Genomic DNA, 18,099 nt, shown 5'->3' on the forward strand with positions numbered 1-18,099 from the left:
GTCATCCTAGTTCAGTGACCATGCACACCATGTAGGACGCGCCGAGTAACTGATGTAGGAAGATCCCGCAGACTTTATAGGGGTACCTCCCATACCGCCTCGCCGCTGCTCACGAACACCCGCTCACCCGGCTGTGGCAGCACCGGATGGCCGCCAGTGAAGGCGCCAAACGATGGCAGCACCATCCGCTGCGGCGATGCCAGGAAGCTCGGCAGCAGCAGCGATTCCCAGCCCGCGCGCAGCCGGTACACGGGATGCACGTGGCCGGCCATGACATACGCCGCCGACAGCACATCAGGGTGATGGCAAAACGCGAACGGTCCCACCAGATAGGGCTCATCGACCATGTCGATCTCCAGCTGCGGCGGCGGATCGCCGGCATGGGCGTCGTGATTGCCGCGCACCAACGTCAGCAGCAGTTGCGGATGGCGCTGGCGCCAGGCCAGCAGCGCCGCCAGCGTGGCTGGCGCGTGCGCTGCCTTGGCGTGCAGGAAGTCGCCGAGGAAAAGAATGTGCCGCACCGGGTGCAGCGCCAGCAGCTCGTCCAGCGCCAGCAGATTGGCACGGGTAGTGCCGGCCGGCACCGGCACGCCCAGCGCGCGGAACGAGGCCGCCTTGCCGAAGTGGATATCGGCCACGATCAGCATCTGCGCACGCGGCCAGTATGCGGCTTTCTGCGGCAGCAGCAACAGTTCTTCGCCGGCGAGGTGCAGCTTCATGGTCCGGCCGCCTTTTCCAGTTCGCGCACCAGCCGGGCCACGCGGTCCGACAATTTTTCCGTGCTGAGTTTTTCGCGGAAGCGCTCCACCATCAGCGCAAAACCAAATGGCGTGGCGCGCTTGATGTCATGGAAGCGCACCTGGCGCGCCTGCAATGCCAGCAGCGTGGCGCGCAGGCGGCCGAGTTCCAGTTCCTGTTCCAGCACCTCGCGCTGGGCCTGTGTCAGCAGCAGGTTGCCGGCGTCGTGCTTGCTGAACACGGCAAAGAACAGCGACGACGAGGCCTGCAACTGGCGCGCGCTCTTGCCCTGCCCCGGATAGCCCTGGAACACCAGCCCGGCAATGCGGGCAATTTCGCGGAAGCGGCGCTGCGACATCTCGCTAGCGTTCAGGCTGGCCAGCACATCTTCCAGCAAGTGGTCGGTGCTGAACAAGCCGGCTTCGGCGCCATGCCCGACATCGAGCAGCCTGGCCCAGTCCAGTTCCTGTGCACACAACAGCTCCAGGCCATAGTCATTGATGGCGATGGAAAACGTCACCGGCATCATGCGGCCTACCCGGTAGGCCAGCAGCGCCCCCAGACCCACGTGCACCGAGCGGCCGGCGAACGGGAACATGAACAGGTGGCGTCCTTCACGGCTGTGCATGGTTTCGATGACGGTGACGGCGTTGGTCGGCAGCGACGACCAGCGCTGCTGTATTTCCAGCAGCGGCTTGAGCGCCTGCATTTCCGGTCCCTCGTAGTGGCCGCCGCCGGCCAGCTGCAACTGCGCCAGCGCCGCATGCGCCAGTTCCGACGACATCGGCATGCGCCCGCCCTGCCAGCGCGGCACGGCGCCGCGCGCGCCGGTGGCGCGGCGCACGTAGGCCGTCATCTCGTGCAGCCGCACGAACTCCAGGATGCGGCCGGCAAACAGGAAATGATCGCCCTTGCGCAGCCGCGCGATGAACGCTTCCTCCACGCTGCCCAGCCGCCCGCCGCTCACATACTTCACCTGCAGCGAGGAATCGGACACGATGGTGCCGATGCCCATGCGGTGGCGCCGCCCCAGCGCCGCATCCGGCACGCGGTAGACGCCGTCCTCGTCCGGCAGCACGCGCCGGTATTCCGGGTAAGCCACCAGCGTCTGCCCGCCGCGCGCGACAAAGTCCAGCGCCCATTGCCATTCCCCGTCGCTCAGATGCCGATAGGACCAGGCGCTGCGCACCTCGGCCAGCAGGTCCTCCGGGCAGAAGCCGCCGCCCAGCGCTATCGTCACCAGATGCTGCACCAGCACGTCCAATGGCTTGTCCGGCACCGGCCGCGCTTCGATGTCGCGCGCGGCGACGGCCTGGATGGCGCCGGCCGCTTCCAGCAGTTCCAGGCTCTGCGTCGGCACCAGCGTCAGGCGCGAGACGCGCCCCGGTGCGTGGCCGCTGCGGCCGGCGCGCTGCAGCAGGCGCGCAATGCCCTTGGCGCTGCCAATCTGCAGCACGCGCTCCACCGGCAGGAAGTCCACGCCCAGATCAAGGCTGGAGGTGCACACCACCGCTTTCAGCAATCCCTGCTTGAGGCCCTGCTCCACCCACTCGCGCACTTCCTTGTCCAGCGAGCCGTGATGCAGCGCGATCAGCCCGGCCCAGTCCGGGCGCGCATCGAGCACATGCTGATACCACAGCTCCGCCTGCGAACGCGTGTTGGTGAACACCAGCGTGGTGGCATGCCGTTCAATTTCCGCGATCACCGGCAGCAGCATCTGCACGCCCAGGTGGCCGCCCCACGGGAAGCGCGAAGGATTTTCGGGAATCAGCGTATCGACCATGATCTGCTTGGCGACGTGCCCTTCGACGATCACGCCGTCCGGCGCCAGCACATCGCGTGCCTGTTCCAGGTTACCCAGCGTGGCCGACAAGCCCCACACCAGCAGCGCCGGATTCCAGCGCCGCAAGCGCGCCAGCGCCAGCTGGGTCTGCACGCCGCGCTTGTTGCCCATCAGCTCGTGCCATTCATCGATGATGATCATCACCAGATGCTTGAAGCGTTCGGCCGCGTCGGGATGACTGAGCAGCAGGGTCAGGCTTTCCGGCGTGGTGATCAGCGCATCCGGCAGGCGCTTGTTCTGGCGCGCGCGCTGGGCCGAGCTGGTGTCGCCGGTGCGCGCTTCGACCTGCCAGTCGGGCGCGGCTTCCTGCAAGGCGCGCAGGGTGTCGGCGGCCAGTGCGCGCATCGGCGTGATCCACAGCACGCGCAGGCCGGCCGGGGCGCGGCCGCCGGCGGCAAGCACAGCGGCGGCACGCTGCATGGCGGCGAACCAGACGGCGTAAGTCTTGCCGGCGCCCGTGGTGGCATGCAGCAAACCCGAGCGGCCGGCGGCGGCCGCGTCCCACACGGCGCGCTGGAACGGAAAGACAGTCCAGCCGCGCCCGGCAAACCAGTCTTCCGCGTTCATGGCGCGGCCAGCAGGTGCTTCAGCGAAGCCAGGGTGTCGGCTTCCTCGATCGATTTATCCTCGCGCCGGCGCAGGATGCGCGGGAAGCGCACCGCCACGCCGGACTTGTGGCGCGGCGAGCTGGCAATGCCTTCAAACCCGATCTCGAACACCATGCTCGGCGTGACGCTGCGCACCGGGCCGAATTTCTCGATGGTGGTCTTGCGGATGGCCTGGTCGACTTGCGCGATCTCGGCGTCGGTCAGGCCGGAGTAGGCCTTGGCGAACGGCACCAGCTTGCGTTCCTCGTCCCACACGGCAAAGGTGTAGTCGGTGTACAGCGAGGCGCGGCGTCCGTGGCCGGCTTGCGCGTAGATCAGGACGGCGTCCACGCTGTAGGGATCGATTTTCCACTTCCACCACGTGCCCACACTCTTGGTGCGGCCGACACCGTAGCGGGCATCGACCGCTTTCAGCATCATGCCTTCCACGCCGCGCTCGCGCGACTGCTTGCGGATCTGCGCCAGCTGCTCCCAGCTGTCCGCTTCGATCAACGGCGACAGGCGCAGCTGCGGCGCGCCTTGCAGGCTGCCGATCAACTGCTCAAGCAGCATGCGGCGCTCCGCCTGCGGCAGGTCGCGCAAGTCGCGGCCGTCCAGTTCGAGCAAGTCGTAAGCCACCATCACGGCCGGCAATTCGCCCAACAGGCGGGCCGACACCTGCTTGCGGCCCATGCGTTTCTGCAGGTCGGCAAACGGCGCCGGCGCCGGGCCGCCGTGCCAGATCAGGATTTCACCATCGAGCACCACGCCGTCGGGCAGGCGCAGCGCGGCCAGTTCCGGGAAGCGCTCGGTGATCAATTCCTCGCCGCGCGACCACAGCCAGTTCTTGCCTTCGCGCCGCACCAGCTGGGCGCGCATGCCATCGTATTTCCACTCGGCGTGCCACTGCGCGAGGTCGCCCAGCGCGGCGGGATCGCGTTCCAGCTGGTGCGCCAGGAAGAACGGATACGGCTGGCCGCCGCGCTGCGCCTGCTCTTGCGGCGTGTGGGCGGCGATCAGTTGCTGGAAGCCGGCGGCAGTGGGACTGATGCTGCCGTCGGTCCAGCCCATCAGGCGCTGCGCGATCAGCTTGCCATCGAGGCCGGCACTGGCGCTGAGCGCGCGCGTGACCAGAAGGCGCGAGACGCCGACCCGGAAGCCGCCGCCGATCAGCTTGGTGAGGAGGAAGCGTTCGCGGGTGTCGAGCTGGTCCCAGTAAGTGAACAGCGCGGCACGGACGGCCTCCGGCGCGGCGCCGCGCAGGGGCGCGATACCGAGCTCGATCCAGTCGGCCAGGCCGATTTCACTGGGATGCTTGGGCGGCGCCAGGATGTGGGCGATGGTTTCGGCCAGGTCGCCGACGGCGTGGTAGCACTCGTCGAACAGCCATTCGTCCAGGCCGGCATACTCCATCGCGTACTGGCGCAGCAGCTTGGTCGGCACCGCCTGGCGCGGCTTGCCGCCGGCGAGGAAATAGACGGCCCAGGCGGCGTCCTGCGGCGCGGCGGTGGTGAAATAGGTTTGCAGCGCGGCCAGCTTGCGGCTGGTGGAGGTGGTCTCGTCGAGCTCGGCGTACAGGCGGGCGAAGTCACGCATGGCCGTCCTCCCGGTCGCCGCCGATGGCCGGCGTATCCTCTGCCTCGTCGTCGCCGTATTCGGTATCGAAGCCGCTGGCCTGCAGGCCCTGCTGCTGGAGCCAGCGCACCAGCACCGCAATCGAACCGTGCGTGACGATCACGCGCTGGGCGCCGGTGGCGGCAATCGCTTGCAGCAGCCCGGGCCAGTCGGCGTGGTCGGACAGCACAAAGCCGCGATCGACGCCGCGCCGCCGGCGCGCGCCGCGCAACTGCATCCAGCCGCTGGCAAAACCATCGCTGAAATCGCCAAAGCGCTTGATCCACGGCGAACCGGCCGCCGACGGCGGCGCCAGCACCAGCGACCGACTCAGCTCGCCCTTGGCGACATCGCCCACCATCACGGTCGGCGGCAGCCACACGCCACTGTCGCGGTACACCTGGTTCAGGCCCTGCACCGCGCCGTGGCACACAATCGGCCCAATGCCGGGATCCAGTCCACTCAGGATCCGCTGCGCCTTGCCGAAGCTATAGCCAAGCAGCACGCTGGTGCGCTCCTGCGCCGCGTTGGCGGCCCACCAGGCATTGATCTCGTCGTAGATGTCCTGTTGCGGCTGCCAGCGGTAAATCGGCAGCCCGAAGGTGGATTCGGTAATGAAGGTATCGCAGCGCACCGGCTCGAACGGCGCGCAGGTGCTGTCCGCCTCGACCTTGTAGTCGCCCGAGGCGACCCACACCTCGCCGCGATACTCCATGCGCACCTGCGCCGAGCCCAGCACATGGCCGGCTGGATGCAGCGACACCGTCACGCCGTTGTGCACCACCTGCTCGCCATACGCCAGCCCGGTGATATTGACCGGACCCAGGCGCGACTTCAGCACATTCATACCGGCCGCCGCCGCGAGGTAGTGCTGGTGCCCGCCCCGCGCGTGATCGCCATGCGCGTGCGTGATGACGGCGCGCTCCACCGGACGCCACGGGTCGATGTAAAATTGGCCAGGCACGCAGTACAAGCCTTCCCGGCGCACGATCACCATATCTGCGGACATAAACGGCTTTCGAACAAAGATAGCCGATTATGCCGCACAAGGAAGTTGTCGGTCTGTCAGGCAACGCACCGAGCTACATGGCGTCGATGACCTCTGCCATAAAATTAACATTGTCATTTTCATCGTGATCGATGATCACCCGCTCTTCGCCGATCATGAGCAGGGCTTCAATGTCGATGCCGCCGGGCGGCAGCGGGACGGTCACCTTGATTTTCTTCTGACGCGTCTCGTTTGCTTGCTTTTTTCTGGTTGCCATAGTCGCACCCCTTGCGTTTTCAAACCAGCGTAGCGCGCCAAAAGCGGACGCGCTATCAGATACTGCTTACAAATGGGGTAGGATATAGCCCTATTTTTTTAAACCGTACTCCGATCATGACTTTCACCCTCAGCGAAACCTCCTACGGCACCGACAGCGCCGATGCCAAAAATGCCATGTACAACGACCTGCGCCCCCAGCTGCAAGGCCTGGTCCACGGCGAAACCGACCTGATCGCCAACACCGCGAACTTCAGCTCGCTGGTGTTCAACAGCATGCCGGGTCTGAACTGGGCCGGTTTCTACTTCCTCAAGGGCGACGAGCTGGTACTGGGACCGTTCCAGGGCAAGCCGGCCTGCATCCGTATCAAGAAAGGCCGTGGCGTGTGCGGCACCACCGTGGTGGAAGGCAAATCCATCGTCGTGCCGGACGTGCACGCCTTCCCTGGCCACATCGCCTGCGACGTCAATTCGCGTTCGGAACTGGTGGTGCCGGTTCGCGGCCCGGACGGCGCCATCGTCGGCGTGTTCGATCTGGACAGCCCGCTGCCGAACCGCTTCGACCAAACCGACGCCGACGGCATCGAATCGCTGGTGAAAGTGCTGGAAGCGACGCTGGCCTAATGGCCTAATGCGATGACGCACGCGCCAGCAGCAGCTGGCGTTCGCGTTCATTCTGCGTCAGCGACGCGGCGCGCTCGAATTCGACGCGCGCCTCCTGATTGCGTCCCAGTTTGGCGAGCAAGTCGCCACGCACGCTGGGCAGCAAATGGTAGTTCTGCAGGGCCGGCGCATCGAGCAGGCTATCCACCACCTCCAATCCCGCTTGCGGGCCATAGGCCATCGCCAGCGCAACCGCGCGATTCAACTCTACGATAGGCGATGGCGACAGCTGCGCCAACGCGTCATACAGCGCGGCGATGCGCTGCCAGTCGGTGTCCTCGGCGCGGCGCGCACGGGCATGGCAGGCAGCGATGGCGGCCTGCAGCGCATACGGCCCAAAGCCGCGCGCGGTCCGCTCGGCGCGTTCCAATGCCGCCAAGCCGCGCCGGATCAGCAACTGGTCCCAGCGCGTGCGGTCCTGTTCCAGCAGCAGTATCGGTTCACCCTTCGGCCCCACGCGGGCGCGGGCGCGCGACGACTGGATTTCCATCAGCGCCACCAGCCCGTGCACCTCCGGCTCCTGCGGCTGCAATCCGGCCAGGATGCGCCCAAGGCGCAGCGCTTCCTCGCACAAAGCCGGCCTCATCCAGTCCGCACCGGCGCTGGCGGAATAACCTTCGTTGTAAATCAGGTAGATCACTTGCAGCACCGAGGCCAGGCGTTCGCCCAGCTCGTGCGCGCGCGGCGCCTCGAACGGCACCTTGGCTTCGGCCAGCGTGCGCTTGGCGCGCACGATGCGCTGCGCCACCGTCTTCTCCGGCACCAGGAAGGCGCGGGCGATTTCCTCGGTACTGAGGCCGCCCAGCATGCGCAGGGTCAGCGCCACGCGGCCGTCGGTCGGCAGCACCGGGTGGCAGGCCACGAACACCAGCCGCAGCAGATCGTCGCCAATATCGTTTTCCAACGCATCGGCCACAACGGCTTCCAGATCCGGCGCGGCGTCGTGCAACTGATGGTCCAACTCGTAGCTGATCGCCGCTTCTTTTTCCGCATGCATCTGGCGATGCCGCAGCACATCGAGCGCGCGATTTTTGGCGACGGTGGTGAGCCACGCAGCCGGCTGCTCCGGCACGCCGGTTTCCGGCCAGCGTTCCAGCGCCTGCACCAGCGCGTCCTGCGCCAGTTCTTCGGCTTGGCCTACATCGCGCAGCATGCGGGCCAGCACGGCGATGATCCTGGCGGACTCCATCCGCCACACCGCCTCGACGATCTTGTGGGCGTCAGCCGCCACGGGCCGCTTTGCTGAAGGCGTTGCGCAAGCCCGCTTCCAGCAGTTCGGCGCGCATGCGTGCTTCGGCGGCCACCATCTCCGGCGTGAACTCCACGTGCGAGACCCGCTCGCACGCCTCGCGCACTTCCAGCGTGATGTCGCCCGGTTGCGGATACGGATAGGACTTGGCCCAGGCGATCGCCTCTTCCATCGACGCCGCCTGCAGCATCCAGTAGCCGGCGATCAGTTCCTTCACCTCGGTGAACGGGCCATCCACCACCGAAGTTTTGGAATTCGCATAATGCACGCGCGCCGCGCTGGCCGTGCCCTTCAAGCCTTCGCCGGCAAGCAGCACACCTTGCTGCACGCCGCTTTCATTGGTTTGATTCATGACCTCGATAACTTCCTCCGGCGGCACCGCATCGGATTCGCTATCGGCATCCGACCGCAGGAACACCACATAGCGCGTCAGTTCTTCCTTGCGCTGCGGGATGGTGCCGGCCGCCGTGCCGCGCTCATCGAAGCCGACGCAGTTGCCGGGACACCCGGCATCACGGATTTCATAGACTGCGCCGCTGTCGAACAAGGGCCACCAGCGCACCTGCTCAATAATGTCTTCGCGCGACTCGGCTTCGAGCAGCACAAAGCCGGCGATCAGCTCGCGCGGCGGGAACGGGCCACGCACCTCGCTCCATTCGCCCTCGCGGCGCAACAGCCGCACCGCCTGCGCGCTGGGGCGCAGGAAGGTGCCCGGCTCCAGCGCCGGCGGCTGGATTCCTCGTTCCGTGCTCTGATTGGCGCGGCGCAGTACCATGAATTCCATTACATCGTGCTCCAAGCTAAACCAGCCATAAAGGTATCACAAGCGCGCCCGCAAAGCCTCTTCCTGCGCCACCACTTCCGGTGTGGCTGCCTCGCCGAAGTCGCTCATTTCATACACCTGGCGGATTTCGATTTCCGACGGCCCGTCGAACGGATTCGGGCAGCGCTTCATCCACTCGATGGCCTCCTCCTTCGATTTCACCTGAATCAGCCAGAAACCGGCAATCAGTTCCTTGGTCTCGGCGAACGGACCGTCGATCACGGTGCGGCTGGCGCCGTCGTAGCGGATGCGCGCGCCCTTCGAGCTCGGATGCAAGCCCTCGCCCGCCAGCAGCACGCCGGCGTTGACCAGTTCCTCGTTGAACTTGCCCATCGCGGTGAGCAGCTCGGTGCTGGGCATCTTGCCGGCTTCCGAATCGGCGGTGGCTTTAACGATAATCATGAATCGCACGGTGCTCTCCTTACTGGCATTGCTGCTGCATGGCCGCGTGCATCTCTTCCGGCGTCATGTCCTTGATGTGGGTGGCGATCGACCAGTGATGGCCGAACGGATCGGTCACCTGGCAATAGCGGTCGCCCCAGAACATGTCGGCCGGCGGCATGCGCACGCTGGCGCCGGCGTCCACCGCCTGCTTGAACGCCGCATCCACGTCCGGCGAGGTGATGTGCAGGGTAACCGGGCTGCCCTTGAGCGCCTTCGGCCCGAGGCCGCCGTGCTCGGGGAAGTCGTCCGCCAGCATGAGGGTGGATTCGCCGATGGTGATGGCGGCATGCATCAGGCGGCCGTTGCCGGCCGGGATGCGCATGGTTTCAACGGCGTTGAAGGCTTTTTTGTAGAACGCGAGGGCGTCAGCCGCGCCTTCGCATACCAGATGGGGGATGACGATTTGCTGTTTGTTGTCCATGATGGTCTCCTTGGTGATCTTGCTGGTTGAACGGGTAACTCTATACCTACGACGAAGCAGCTCCCGTGAAATCGACACGGTTTTTCAACTATTTTTGGATGCCGATACACATCGATACACGCCAGAATCATTAAACCGTTAGAATTATTCACTAATGTAGCAATTCTCTGCGCCGCGATTCCGCCGCAGCCTGTCTTTCCCTGGGGGTAACCTTGTGTTAATCGATATCGTCCGCGTGGCGCTCCGGCGTCCCTATACATTTGTGGTCATGGCCTTGCTGCTGCTGATCGCCGGTCCGCTGGCGGCGCTGCGCACGCCGACCGACATCTTCCCCGACATCAAGATCCCGGTGATCGCGGTGGCGTGGCAGTTCACCGGCCAGCCGCCCGACCAGATGGCCGGCCGCATCTCGACCCTGTTCCAGCGCGCGCTGACCACCACGGTCAACGACATTGAACACATCGAGGCCAACAACTACACCGGCGTCAGCATTGTGAAGATCTTCTTCCAGCCGGGCGTGAACGTGGCGGTGGCCAATGCGCAGGTGACGGCGATCTCGCAGGCGCTGCTCAAGCAGATGCCGGCCGGGATCACGCCGCCGCTGATCATCAACTACAACGCCGCCACCGTGCCTATCCTGCAGGTGGCGCTGTCGGGCAAGGGCTTGTCGGAACAGCAGTTGTCCGACCTCGGCACCAATACCGTGCGTACCCCGCTGGTCAGCGTGCCTGGCGCGGCGATTCCGCTGCCGTACGGCGGCAAGCAGCGCCAGGTGCAGATCGACGTTGATCCTGCCCTGCTGCAAGCACGCGGGCTGTCGGCGCAGGACATCGCCAACGCGCTGGCCGCACAGAACGTGCTGACTCCGGTCGGCACGCAAAAAATCGACTCGCTCGAATACACCATTCAGTTGAACAGCGCGCCATCGGCCATCGCCGACCTGGCACGCCTGCCGGTCAAGGTAGTGAATGGCGCCACCATCTACCTCGGCGATATCGCCAACGTCCACGACGGCAACGCGCCGCAGACCAACGTGGTGCACGTGGATGGCAGCCGCTCGGTGCTGATGTCGGTGCTGAAAAACGGCTCGGCCTCCACCCTGTCCATCGTCGACGGCGTACGCGCCAAGATTGAAACGCTGAAGGCCGGCTGGCCGGATGCGCTGAAAGTCACGCCGATCAACGACCAGTCGGTGTTCGTGCGCGCCGCGATCAAGGGCGTGGCCTCGGAAGGCGTGATCGCCGCCGCGCTGACCAGCCTGATGATCCTGCTGTTCCTCGGCAGCTGGCGCTCGACCATCATCATCGCGGTATCGATCCCTCTGTCCATCCTCGGTTCCATCATGGCGCTGTCGGCCATCGGCGAGACGCTCAACCTGATGACGCTGGGCGGCCTCGCGCTGGCGGTCGGCATCCTGGTGGACGATGCCACCGTCACCATCGAAAACATCAACTGGCACCTGGAACAAGGCAAGCCGGTGGAAGCCTCCATCCTCGACGGCGCGGCGCAGATCACCACCCCGGCCTTCGTTTCGCTGCTGTGCATCTGCATCGTGTTCGTGCCGATGTTCTTCCTCGACGGCGTGTCGCGCTTCCTGTTCGTGCCGATGGCAGAAGCAGTGATCTTCGCGATGATCTGCTCGTTCATCCTGTCGCGCACGCTGGTGCCGACAATGGCCAACTACCTGCTGCTGCCGCACGACACCGGCGAAGGCCACGCCCACGGCCACGGCGGCCACGGCAAGCCGGCGCCGTCGCGCAATCCGCTGGTGCGTTTCCAGCGCGCCTTCGAAGCCCGCTTCGAGCGCGTGCGCGCCAGTTATTCGGGCCTGCTGGAAACGGCCGTCGCCAACCGCAAGAAGTTCATCATCGGCTTTATGGCGGTGGTGGTCGCCTCGTTCGCGATGGTGCCTTTCCTGGGCAGTAACTTCTTCCCCTCGGTCGATTCCGGCCAGGTGCTGATCCACGTGCGCGTGCCGGTCGGCACCCGCATCGAGGAAACCGCCGCCCGCTTCGCACGCGTCGAGCAAGCCATCCGCCGCGTGATCCCGGCTGAACAAATCGTCACCATGACCGACAACATCGGCATGCCGGCCAGCTCGATCAATACCGTCTACAACAACACCGGCATGATGGGCACGCAGGACGGCGACTTCCAGATCGCCCTCAGCGAGGAACACGCGCCGACCGCCGAGTACGTACGCAAGCTGCGCAAGGTGCTGCCAGAGGAATTCCCGGACACCACCTTCTCGTTCCCGCCGGCCGACATCGTCAGCCAGATCCTGAACTTCGGTTCGCCGGCGCCGATTGACGTGCAGATTCGCGGCGCGAAAATCACCGAGAACTACGCCTATGCCGAGAAGCTGCTGAAGCGCATCAAGGCAATTCCGGGCGTGGCCGATGCGCGCATCCAGCAATCGAACAAGGCGCCGGTGTTCAACGTCGACGTCGACCGCACGCAGGCGCAGCAGCTGGGCCTGACCACGCGCGACATCACCAACAGCATGGTGGTCAATCTGGCCGGCTCCTCGCAAGTGGCGCCGACCTTCTGGCTGAATCCGGCCAACGGCGTCAGCTACCCGATCGTGATGCAGACGCCGCAGCCCCAGCTCGATTCGCTGTCGGCACTGGCCAACCTGCCGGTCGGTAACGGCGCCACCACCGGTACCGCGACCCTGGGCGGCGTGGCGCGCTTCGAGCGCAGCACCGCTTCGGCGCTGGTCAGCCAGTACGACATCCAGCCGATGGTGCAGATCTACGCCACCACGCAGGACCGCGACCTCGGCGCCGTGGCCCGTGACATCAACCAGGCGCTGGAAGAAACCAAGGCCGAGCTGCCGAAAGGTTCGACGGCGCAGATGCTGGGCCAGGTCAAGACGATGGACCGCGCCTTCGCCGGCCTGCTGTTCGGCCTGCTCGGCGCGGTGGTGCTGATCTACTTCCTGATCGTGGTCAACTTCCAGTCGTGGCTGGATCCCGCGGTGATCGTGTCGGCGCTGCCGGCCGCGCTGGCGGGCATCGTCTGGATGCTGTTTGCCACCAACACCACGCTGTCGGTGCCGGCACTGACGGGCGCCATCATGTGCATGGGCGTGGCCACCGCCAACTCGGTGCTGGTGATTTCCTTCGCCCGCGAACGCCTCGACGAACTGGGCGACGCCACTGCCGCCGCGCTGGAAGCGGGCTCGGTGCGCTTCCGTCCGGTGCTGATGACGGCGCTGTCCATGATCATCGGCATGCTGCCGATGGCGCTGGGCCTGGGCGACGGCGGCGAGCAGAACGCGCCGCTGGGCCGCGCCGTGATCGGCGGCCTGATTTTCGCCACCACCGCTACCCTGCTGTTCGTGCCGGTGGTGTTCAGCCTGGTGCACAAGAAGCACGCGCCCACAACCCAATCTAACGACCAACCACTTTCCGGAGCACCTGTCCATGTCTAATACTTCTCGTACGGGTCACAAGCCGCTGGCCCTGGGTCTGATCGCGATTGCCGTCGCGCTGGTCGCGGCCGGCGTTGTGAGCCGCCGCTCGCAGGCTTCGCAAGTCAAGGAAGCCAGCACGCCGGTGGTGCCGTTGGTCAGCGTGCTGAGTGTCGGCCAGGCCGGCAACGCGGCGCTGGAACTGCCGGCCCGCATCGAACCGTGGGCGCGCGCGCCCATCTACGCCCGCGTCAGCGGCTACCTGAAAAGCTGGAATGTCGATATCGGCGCCACCGTCAAATCGGGCCAGACGCTGGCCGATATTGAAACGCCGGACCTCGACCAGCAACTGCTGCAAGCCAAAGCCGAACTGGCCACCGCGCGCAGCAACCTGACGCTGGCCAGCAGCACCGCCAAGCGCTGGCAAGGCCTGCTGGCGGCGGACGCTGTCTCGCATCAGGAAGCCGACGAGAAAGCCGGCGACCTCGCCGCCAAGCAATCGGCAGTCAACGCCATGCAGGCCAATGTCGACCGCGTACAGGCGCTGCAGCACTACACCCGCCTGGTGGCGCCGTTCGACGGCGTCATCACCGCCCGCAATACCGATGTGGGCGCGCTGATCAACGTTGGCGGCGCAGCCGGCAGCGAGTTGTTCGTGGTGTCCGACATCAGCCGTTTGCGCGTCTACGTCAACGTGCCGCAGCGCCAGGTGGCCGCCATCAAGGTCGGCGACAAGGCCGAGCTGAGCGTGCCGGAACGTCCGGGCAAGACCTACACCGCCACCGTGCAGGCGCTGGCGCAAGCCATCAACGCCAATTCCGGCGCCATGCAGGTGCAGCTGACCGTGCAGAACGACAGCCGCGAACTGCTGCCGGGCGGCTACGCCTCGATCCACTTCGACGCGCCGCTGGCCAGCAGCGCCCTGAGCATCCCGCCGAGCGCGCTGATCTTCAACAAGGCCGGCACCCAAGTGGCCACCCTGGGCAAGGATGACCGCGTGGTGCTGAAGCCGATCACGGTCGGCCGCGATCTGGGCAACGTGCTGGAAATCGCTTCCGGTATCGACCGCAACGACCGCGTGATCGCCAACCCGCCGGACGGCGTGGCCACCGGCGACGCCGTGCGCGTGGCCGCCGCCAACAACGCAAAGGGCAAGCTGTGAAGATTCTTTACGCTACCACGCTCGCACTGGCGCTGGCCGCGTGCGCGCAAGCGCCGGTGCAGCAGCCGCCGGCGGTGCCGCTGGCCGACAGCTTCCGCGACATTCCGGCCGGCTGGACCGACGCCAACGCCAAGGCACCGCTGCTGCCGGCCGACTGGTGGACCGTGTACCGCGATCCGCAGCTGGACCAGCTGGAACAGCAGCTGATCGCCAACAGCCCGGACCTGGCCAGCGCGCTGGCGCGCTACAAGCAGGCGCAGGCCGCGACCGGCGTGCTGCGTTCGGCGGAATCGCCGACGCTGGGCGCGTCGCTGAACGGCCAACGCATCCGCCAGTCAGACCTCAAGCCGCTGCGCGGCGCCACCTCACCGGCCGAGTACAACAGCGGCACGCTGCAATTCGACCTTGGCTACGAAGTGGATTTGTGGGGCCGCATCAGCCAGCAAGTCAGCGCTGGCGTGGCGCAGGAACGCGCCGCCCATGCCGATCTGGCGGCGGCACGCCTGTCGCTGCAGATCCAGCTGGCCGATACACTGCTGGCCCTGCGCGGTGCTGATGCCGATATCAAGCTGCTGCGCGATACCGAAGCAGCCTACCAGCGCCAGGCCGAACTGGTGACGCAGCGTCATGACGGCGGCACCGCGTCCGGCCTCGACCTGGCACGCGCCCAGACGCAGGTGGAATCGACACGCTCGCTGCTGCGCCAGCGCCAGGCGCAGCGCAGCGTGCAGGAACATGCGATTGCGGCGCTGGTCGGCGCCAGCGCCGCCAGCTTCAAACTGGAAGCCAGCGATGCCAATGCCAGCTTTGTGACGCCGGCGGTGCCAGTCGGCGTGCCGTCGATGCTGCTGCAACGCCGCCCTGATATCGCCGCTGCGGCGCTGCGGGTGGCGGCCGCCAGCGACCAGCTGGGCGTGACGCGCAGCGCACTGTTCCCGTCGCTGACGCTGGGCGTCAGCAGCGGCATCCAGAGCAGCGACTTCGGCCGCTTCGCGCAAGCCTCCAACCTGTTCTGGGCGGTGGGTCCGACGCTGGCGGTGAACCTGCTGGATGGTGGCCGCCGCAAGGCGCAGATCGCCGGTGCGGAAGCGGCGCTGGATGAAGCGGGCCAGCGCTACCGTTCGACGGTGCTGACCGCCTTCCAGCAAGTGGAAGACCAGCTGACGCTGCTGAACAACTACAACGAAGCAGCCCAGTCCGACCATCGCGCCGCCGAGGCCGCAGGCCGCGCGCTGGACCTGGCCAAGAAGCGCTACGACCAGGGCGCCGCCAGCTATCTGGAAGTGGTGACCGCGCAAACCGCCTACCTGCAATCGCGCCGCAGCGAGCTGGACCTGACTACGCGCTACCGCCAGGCCGGCGTGCAGCTGGTGAAAGCCATCGGCGGCGGCTGGTCAGCGGAACCAGCAGGGCCGGCCACATAACGCTACAATGGAAAGGTCCACGTTGATGAAAAAGGAGTTTGAGATGGGTAACAACGCAATCAAAATCGACATCGGCCTTTCCGACGAAAGCCGCGCAACGATCGCAGCGGGCCTGTCCGGCCTGCTCGCCGACAGCTACACGCTGTACCTGATGACCCACAACTTCCACTGGAACGTGAAGGGTCCGATGTTCAATTCCCTGCACCAGATGTTCATGACCCAGTACACCGAGCAGTGGGCTGCGCTGGACCAGATCGCGGAACGCATCCGCGCGCTGGGCTACCCGGCGCCGGGCACCTACGCCCAGTTCGTCAAGCTGGCGACCATCAAGGAAATCGAGGGCGTGCCGGCCGCGCTGGACATGGTGCGCCACCTCGTCGCGGCGCAAGAAGCCACGGCCCGCACCGCGCGCAAGCTGCTGCCGGTGGTCAGCGAGGCCGACGACCAGCCGACCGCCGACCTGCTGACCCAGCGCCTCGATGTCCACGAGAAAACCGCCTGGATGCTGCGCAGCCTGCTGGAAGAGTAATCATGCGGCGGCCAAACCGCCGTCCGATGCGGTAAAGGTCAGAACTCTTCCCACTCGTTGCTGCTGTCGCTCGGTGTTTTCGGCGCCGGCCGCGCGGCGGGCTTGGCGGCTGTCGCCGGCTTGGACGTCGTCCGGGCAGCCGTCCGGGTAGCCGGCTTGGCGGCCAATTTCAGCGCCGGCTGTGCCGCCGAAGTGGCCGGCGCCGGCGCAACAGCCGCCGCCGGTGCACGGACCGGTGCACGCGGTGCGGCGCTGCCGCCCGACACCTGGAACACCGCCACCATCTCCGCCAGCTTCACGGCCTGCTCCTGCATCGCCTGCGACGCGGCGGCCGCCTGCTCCACCAGCGCCGCATTCTGCTGCGTCACATTGTCCATCTCGGCCACCGCCGTGTTGATCTGCTCAATGCCGATTTCCTGCTCGCGGCCGGCGGAACTGATCTCGCTGATGATATCGGTCACCCGCCGCACGCTGGTGACGATCTCGCCCATCGTCGCCCCGGCCTCGTTGACCAGCGCACTGCCGCTGCCGACCTTCTCCACCGAATCCGTAATCAGCGCCTTGATATCCTTGGCCGCCGCCGCCGAGCGCTGCGCCAGATTGCGCACCTCGGTCGCCACCACCGCAAAGCCCCGGCCCTGCTCGCCCGCGCGCGCCGCCTCCACCGCCGCGTTCAAGGCCAGGATATTGGTCTGGAACGCGATGCCATCAATCACGCCGATAATGTCGGCAATCTTGTCCGACGATTCGGTGATCGAACCCATCGTATCGATCACGCGCGTCACCAGTTCGCCACCTTTGACGGCGATATCGGAAGCCGACATGGCCAGCGCATTGGCTTGCCGCGCATTGTCCGAATTCTGCTTCACGGTCGATGTGAGCTGTTCCAGCGACGACGCCGTTTCTTCCAGATTGGCCGCCTGCTGCTCGGTACGGCGCGACAAATCCAGATTGCCGGCCGCGATCTCGCTGCTGGCGGTGGCGATAGCGTCGCTGCCCTCGCGCACGCTGCGCACGGTGCCGGCCAGGCGCTCCTGCATTTGCTGCAAACCTTCCATCATCTCGCCCATCTCATCCTTGCGCACCACCTCGATGGGGTTGGACAGGTTACCGTCCGCCATCGCATGGAAGTGCGATCGGGCCTGGTCCAGCGGCTGCATCACCGCGCGCAGCAGGAACAGGCCGGACACGCCCGCCAGCAGGATGCCGGCCACGATGGTCACAATTGCCAGCGTCATGCTGCGCTGATAGGCGGACTGGCTTTCGGCATATTGCTCCTCCGTGCTCTTCAGCTGGTAGGTGGAGAGCTTTTCCGAAGCGTCAACATACAGCCGGAACAAGCGCGTCACCTCGGTCAGCATCAGCCGGTCGATCTCCGCCTTGTCCTTGCTGTTGAGGGCCTTGATGGCCGCCTGCAAGCCATCCTTGACCAACGCCTGACGGGTGCTCTCCACCTGATCGGCCAGCGCCTTCTCGCCATCGCCGAACGGCAGCGCCAGATAGCTCTTCCAATACTTCTCATTGCCGTCGATGAAATCCTGGGCGCGCTTCAGGGTGTCCTGCGCATTGGCCGCGTCCGGACTCAAGGCGACGCGATCCAGCGACAGGCGGGCGCGGTCGATCTGGATCTGGGCCTCGTAAATCGCCTTCATGGACACCATCGAATTGGAGTACACGTCCTTGAGCACATTGTTGGAGGTATGCAGCGCCAGCACCCCGCGCGCGCCGATGAAGATGATGAGTACGCCCAGCAGCGCCATCGTGGCAATCAGCCGGGTACGAATGGTCAGGTTAGCAAACATGGTGTCTCCCTGTGTCATTTTGATATCGAGCTTGCTCAGCTTAACGCAGTAATTTCTAAAATCCCAGCAAAAATGCTTTTTGTCTAAAGACTGGAATGCCACATTCGCCTATCCTACCGGG

At 65.8% G+C, this 18,099-nt stretch carries 15 protein-coding genes; 5 read left to right on the forward strand and 10 right to left on the reverse strand.

What is annotated here, in order from left to right; translation table 11 throughout:
• Positions 1-74: 74 nt before the first annotated feature.
• The 5 genes from pdeM to BMZ70_RS12005 form a co-directional block, all read right to left on the reverse strand.
• Entirely contained in the window at positions 75-719 is a 645-nt protein-coding gene (gene pdeM / locus BMZ70_RS11985; protein WP_092274132.1) for a ligase-associated DNA damage response endonuclease PdeM, read from the reverse strand.
• Positions 716-3,148, reverse strand: a complete 2,433-nt coding sequence (locus BMZ70_RS11990) for a ligase-associated DNA damage response DEXH box helicase (protein WP_092274135.1) — start codon at positions 3,146-3,148, stop codon at positions 716-718. The genes pdeM and BMZ70_RS11990 overlap by 4 nt, the downstream gene beginning before the upstream one ends.
• Positions 3,145-4,764 carry an ATP-dependent DNA ligase gene (locus BMZ70_RS11995; protein WP_092274137.1) on the reverse strand — a complete coding sequence of 540 codons (1,620 nt, stop codon included), beginning with the start codon at positions 4,762-4,764 and terminating at the stop codon, positions 3,145-3,147. The genes BMZ70_RS11990 and BMZ70_RS11995 overlap by 4 nt, the downstream gene beginning before the upstream one ends.
• Positions 4,757-5,791: a ligase-associated DNA damage response exonuclease gene (locus BMZ70_RS12000; RefSeq protein ID WP_092274140.1), complete on the reverse strand. Its 1,035-nt coding sequence runs from the start codon at positions 5,789-5,791 to the stop codon at positions 4,757-4,759. Before BMZ70_RS12000 ends, BMZ70_RS11995 begins: the two co-directional genes overlap by 8 nt.
• 73 nt (positions 5,792-5,864) lie before the next feature.
• A complete protein-coding gene (locus BMZ70_RS12005; protein ID WP_092274143.1) occupies positions 5,865-6,047 on the reverse strand; it encodes a hypothetical protein in 183 nt (60 codons plus the stop codon).
• A 116-nt stretch (positions 6,048-6,163) separates the two neighbouring features.
• On the opposite strand from BMZ70_RS12005, the gene BMZ70_RS12010 reads away from it, so the two are divergent.
• A complete protein-coding gene (locus tag BMZ70_RS12010; protein ID WP_092274146.1) occupies positions 6,164-6,670 on the forward strand; it encodes a GAF domain-containing protein in 507 nt (168 codons plus the stop codon).
• A 4-nt stretch (positions 6,671-6,674) separates the two neighbouring features.
• Here BMZ70_RS12010 and BMZ70_RS12015 read toward each other — a convergent pair whose 3' ends face one another.
• The 4 genes from BMZ70_RS12015 to BMZ70_RS12030 are packed head-to-tail and all read right to left on the reverse strand — an operon-like array spanning position 6,675 to position 9,646.
• Entirely contained in the window at positions 6,675-7,898 is a 1,224-nt protein-coding gene (locus tag BMZ70_RS12015; RefSeq protein ID WP_092277789.1) for an RNA polymerase sigma factor, read from the reverse strand.
• 31 nt (positions 7,899-7,929) lie between these two features.
• The gene (locus tag BMZ70_RS12020; protein WP_092274149.1) at positions 7,930-8,742 is read right to left on the reverse strand and encodes a YciI family protein; all 813 of its coding nucleotides are present in this window, start codon (positions 8,740-8,742) and stop codon (positions 7,930-7,932) included.
• Positions 8,743-8,778: 36 nt separating this feature from the next.
• The gene (locus tag BMZ70_RS12025; protein WP_092274152.1) at positions 8,779-9,192 is read right to left on the reverse strand and encodes a YciI family protein; all 414 of its coding nucleotides are present in this window, start codon (positions 9,190-9,192) and stop codon (positions 8,779-8,781) included.
• 10 nt (positions 9,193-9,202) lie between these two features.
• Positions 9,203-9,646: a VOC family protein gene (locus tag BMZ70_RS12030; protein WP_092274155.1), complete on the reverse strand. Its 444-nt coding sequence runs from the start codon at positions 9,644-9,646 to the stop codon at positions 9,203-9,205.
• Positions 9,647-9,860: 214 nt separating this feature from the next.
• Here BMZ70_RS12030 and BMZ70_RS12035 point away from each other — a divergent pair, with 214 nt between their 5' ends.
• Genes BMZ70_RS12035 through BMZ70_RS12050 form a run of 4 tightly spaced genes read left to right on the forward strand, consistent with a single transcriptional unit; the run spans position 9,861 to position 16,176 of the window.
• Positions 9,861-13,082: an efflux RND transporter permease subunit gene (locus tag BMZ70_RS12035; protein ID WP_092274158.1), complete on the forward strand. Its 3,222-nt coding sequence runs from the start codon at positions 9,861-9,863 to the stop codon at positions 13,080-13,082.
• The gene (locus BMZ70_RS12040; RefSeq protein WP_092274161.1) at positions 13,075-14,223 is read left to right on the forward strand and encodes an efflux RND transporter periplasmic adaptor subunit; all 1,149 of its coding nucleotides are present in this window, start codon (positions 13,075-13,077) and stop codon (positions 14,221-14,223) included. Before BMZ70_RS12035 ends, BMZ70_RS12040 begins: the two co-directional genes overlap by 8 nt.
• A complete protein-coding gene (locus BMZ70_RS12045) occupies positions 14,220-15,647 on the forward strand; it encodes an efflux transporter outer membrane subunit (RefSeq protein ID WP_092274163.1) in 1,428 nt (475 codons plus the stop codon). Before BMZ70_RS12040 ends, BMZ70_RS12045 begins: the two co-directional genes overlap by 4 nt.
• A gap of 43 nt (positions 15,648-15,690) precedes the next feature.
• Complete coding sequence (locus tag BMZ70_RS12050; protein WP_092277791.1) at positions 15,691-16,176, forward strand: Dps family protein; 486 nt, start codon at positions 15,691-15,693, stop codon at positions 16,174-16,176.
• A 38-nt stretch (positions 16,177-16,214) separates the two neighbouring features.
• On the opposite strand, the gene BMZ70_RS12055 is transcribed toward BMZ70_RS12050, so the two are convergent.
• Positions 16,215-17,978 carry a methyl-accepting chemotaxis protein gene (locus BMZ70_RS12055; RefSeq protein WP_092274166.1) on the reverse strand — a complete coding sequence of 588 codons (1,764 nt, stop codon included), beginning with the start codon at positions 17,976-17,978 and terminating at the stop codon, positions 16,215-16,217.
• Positions 17,979-18,099: the final 121 nt, after the last annotated feature.

Origin of the sequence: Duganella sp. CF402 (genome assembly GCF_900109645.1) — a bacterium.
Taxonomy (GTDB): Bacteria; Pseudomonadota; Gammaproteobacteria; order Burkholderiales; family Burkholderiaceae_D; genus Rugamonas.

Excerpts from the sequence above, each read along its gene's own strand:
- BMZ70_RS11995 (WP_092274137.1), bottom strand. The coding sequence starts at position 4,764 with ATGCGTGACTTCGCCCGCCTGTACGCCGAGCTCGACGAGACCACCTCC.
- BMZ70_RS12030 (WP_092274155.1), bottom strand. The coding sequence starts at position 9,646 with ATGGACAACAAACAGCAAATCGTCATCCCCCATCTGGTATGCGAAGGC.
- BMZ70_RS12040 (WP_092274161.1), top strand. The coding sequence starts at position 13,075 with ATGTCTAATACTTCTCGTACGGGTCACAAGCCGCTGGCCCTGGGTCTG.
- BMZ70_RS11990 (WP_092274135.1), bottom strand. The coding sequence starts at position 3,148 with ATGAACGCGGAAGACTGGTTTGCCGGGCGCGGCTGGACTGTCTTTCCG.
- BMZ70_RS12010 (WP_092274146.1), top strand. The coding sequence starts at position 6,164 with ATGACTTTCACCCTCAGCGAAACCTCCTACGGCACCGACAGCGCCGAT.
- pdeM (WP_092274132.1), bottom strand. The coding sequence starts at position 719 with ATGAAGCTGCACCTCGCCGGCGAAGAACTGTTGCTGCTGCCGCAGAAA.
- BMZ70_RS12055 (WP_092274166.1), bottom strand. The coding sequence starts at position 17,978 with ATGTTTGCTAACCTGACCATTCGTACCCGGCTGATTGCCACGATGGCG.
- BMZ70_RS12015 (WP_092277789.1), bottom strand. The coding sequence starts at position 7,898 with ATGGAGTCCGCCAGGATCATCGCCGTGCTGGCCCGCATGCTGCGCGAT.
- BMZ70_RS12005 (WP_092274143.1), bottom strand. The coding sequence starts at position 6,047 with ATGGCAACCAGAAAAAAGCAAGCAAACGAGACGCGTCAGAAGAAAATC.
- BMZ70_RS12020 (WP_092274149.1), bottom strand. The coding sequence starts at position 8,742 with ATGGAATTCATGGTACTGCGCCGCGCCAATCAGAGCACGGAACGAGGA.
- BMZ70_RS12000 (WP_092274140.1), bottom strand. The coding sequence starts at position 5,791 with ATGTCCGCAGATATGGTGATCGTGCGCCGGGAAGGCTTGTACTGCGTG.
- BMZ70_RS12050 (WP_092277791.1), top strand. The coding sequence starts at position 15,691 with ATGGGTAACAACGCAATCAAAATCGACATCGGCCTTTCCGACGAAAGC.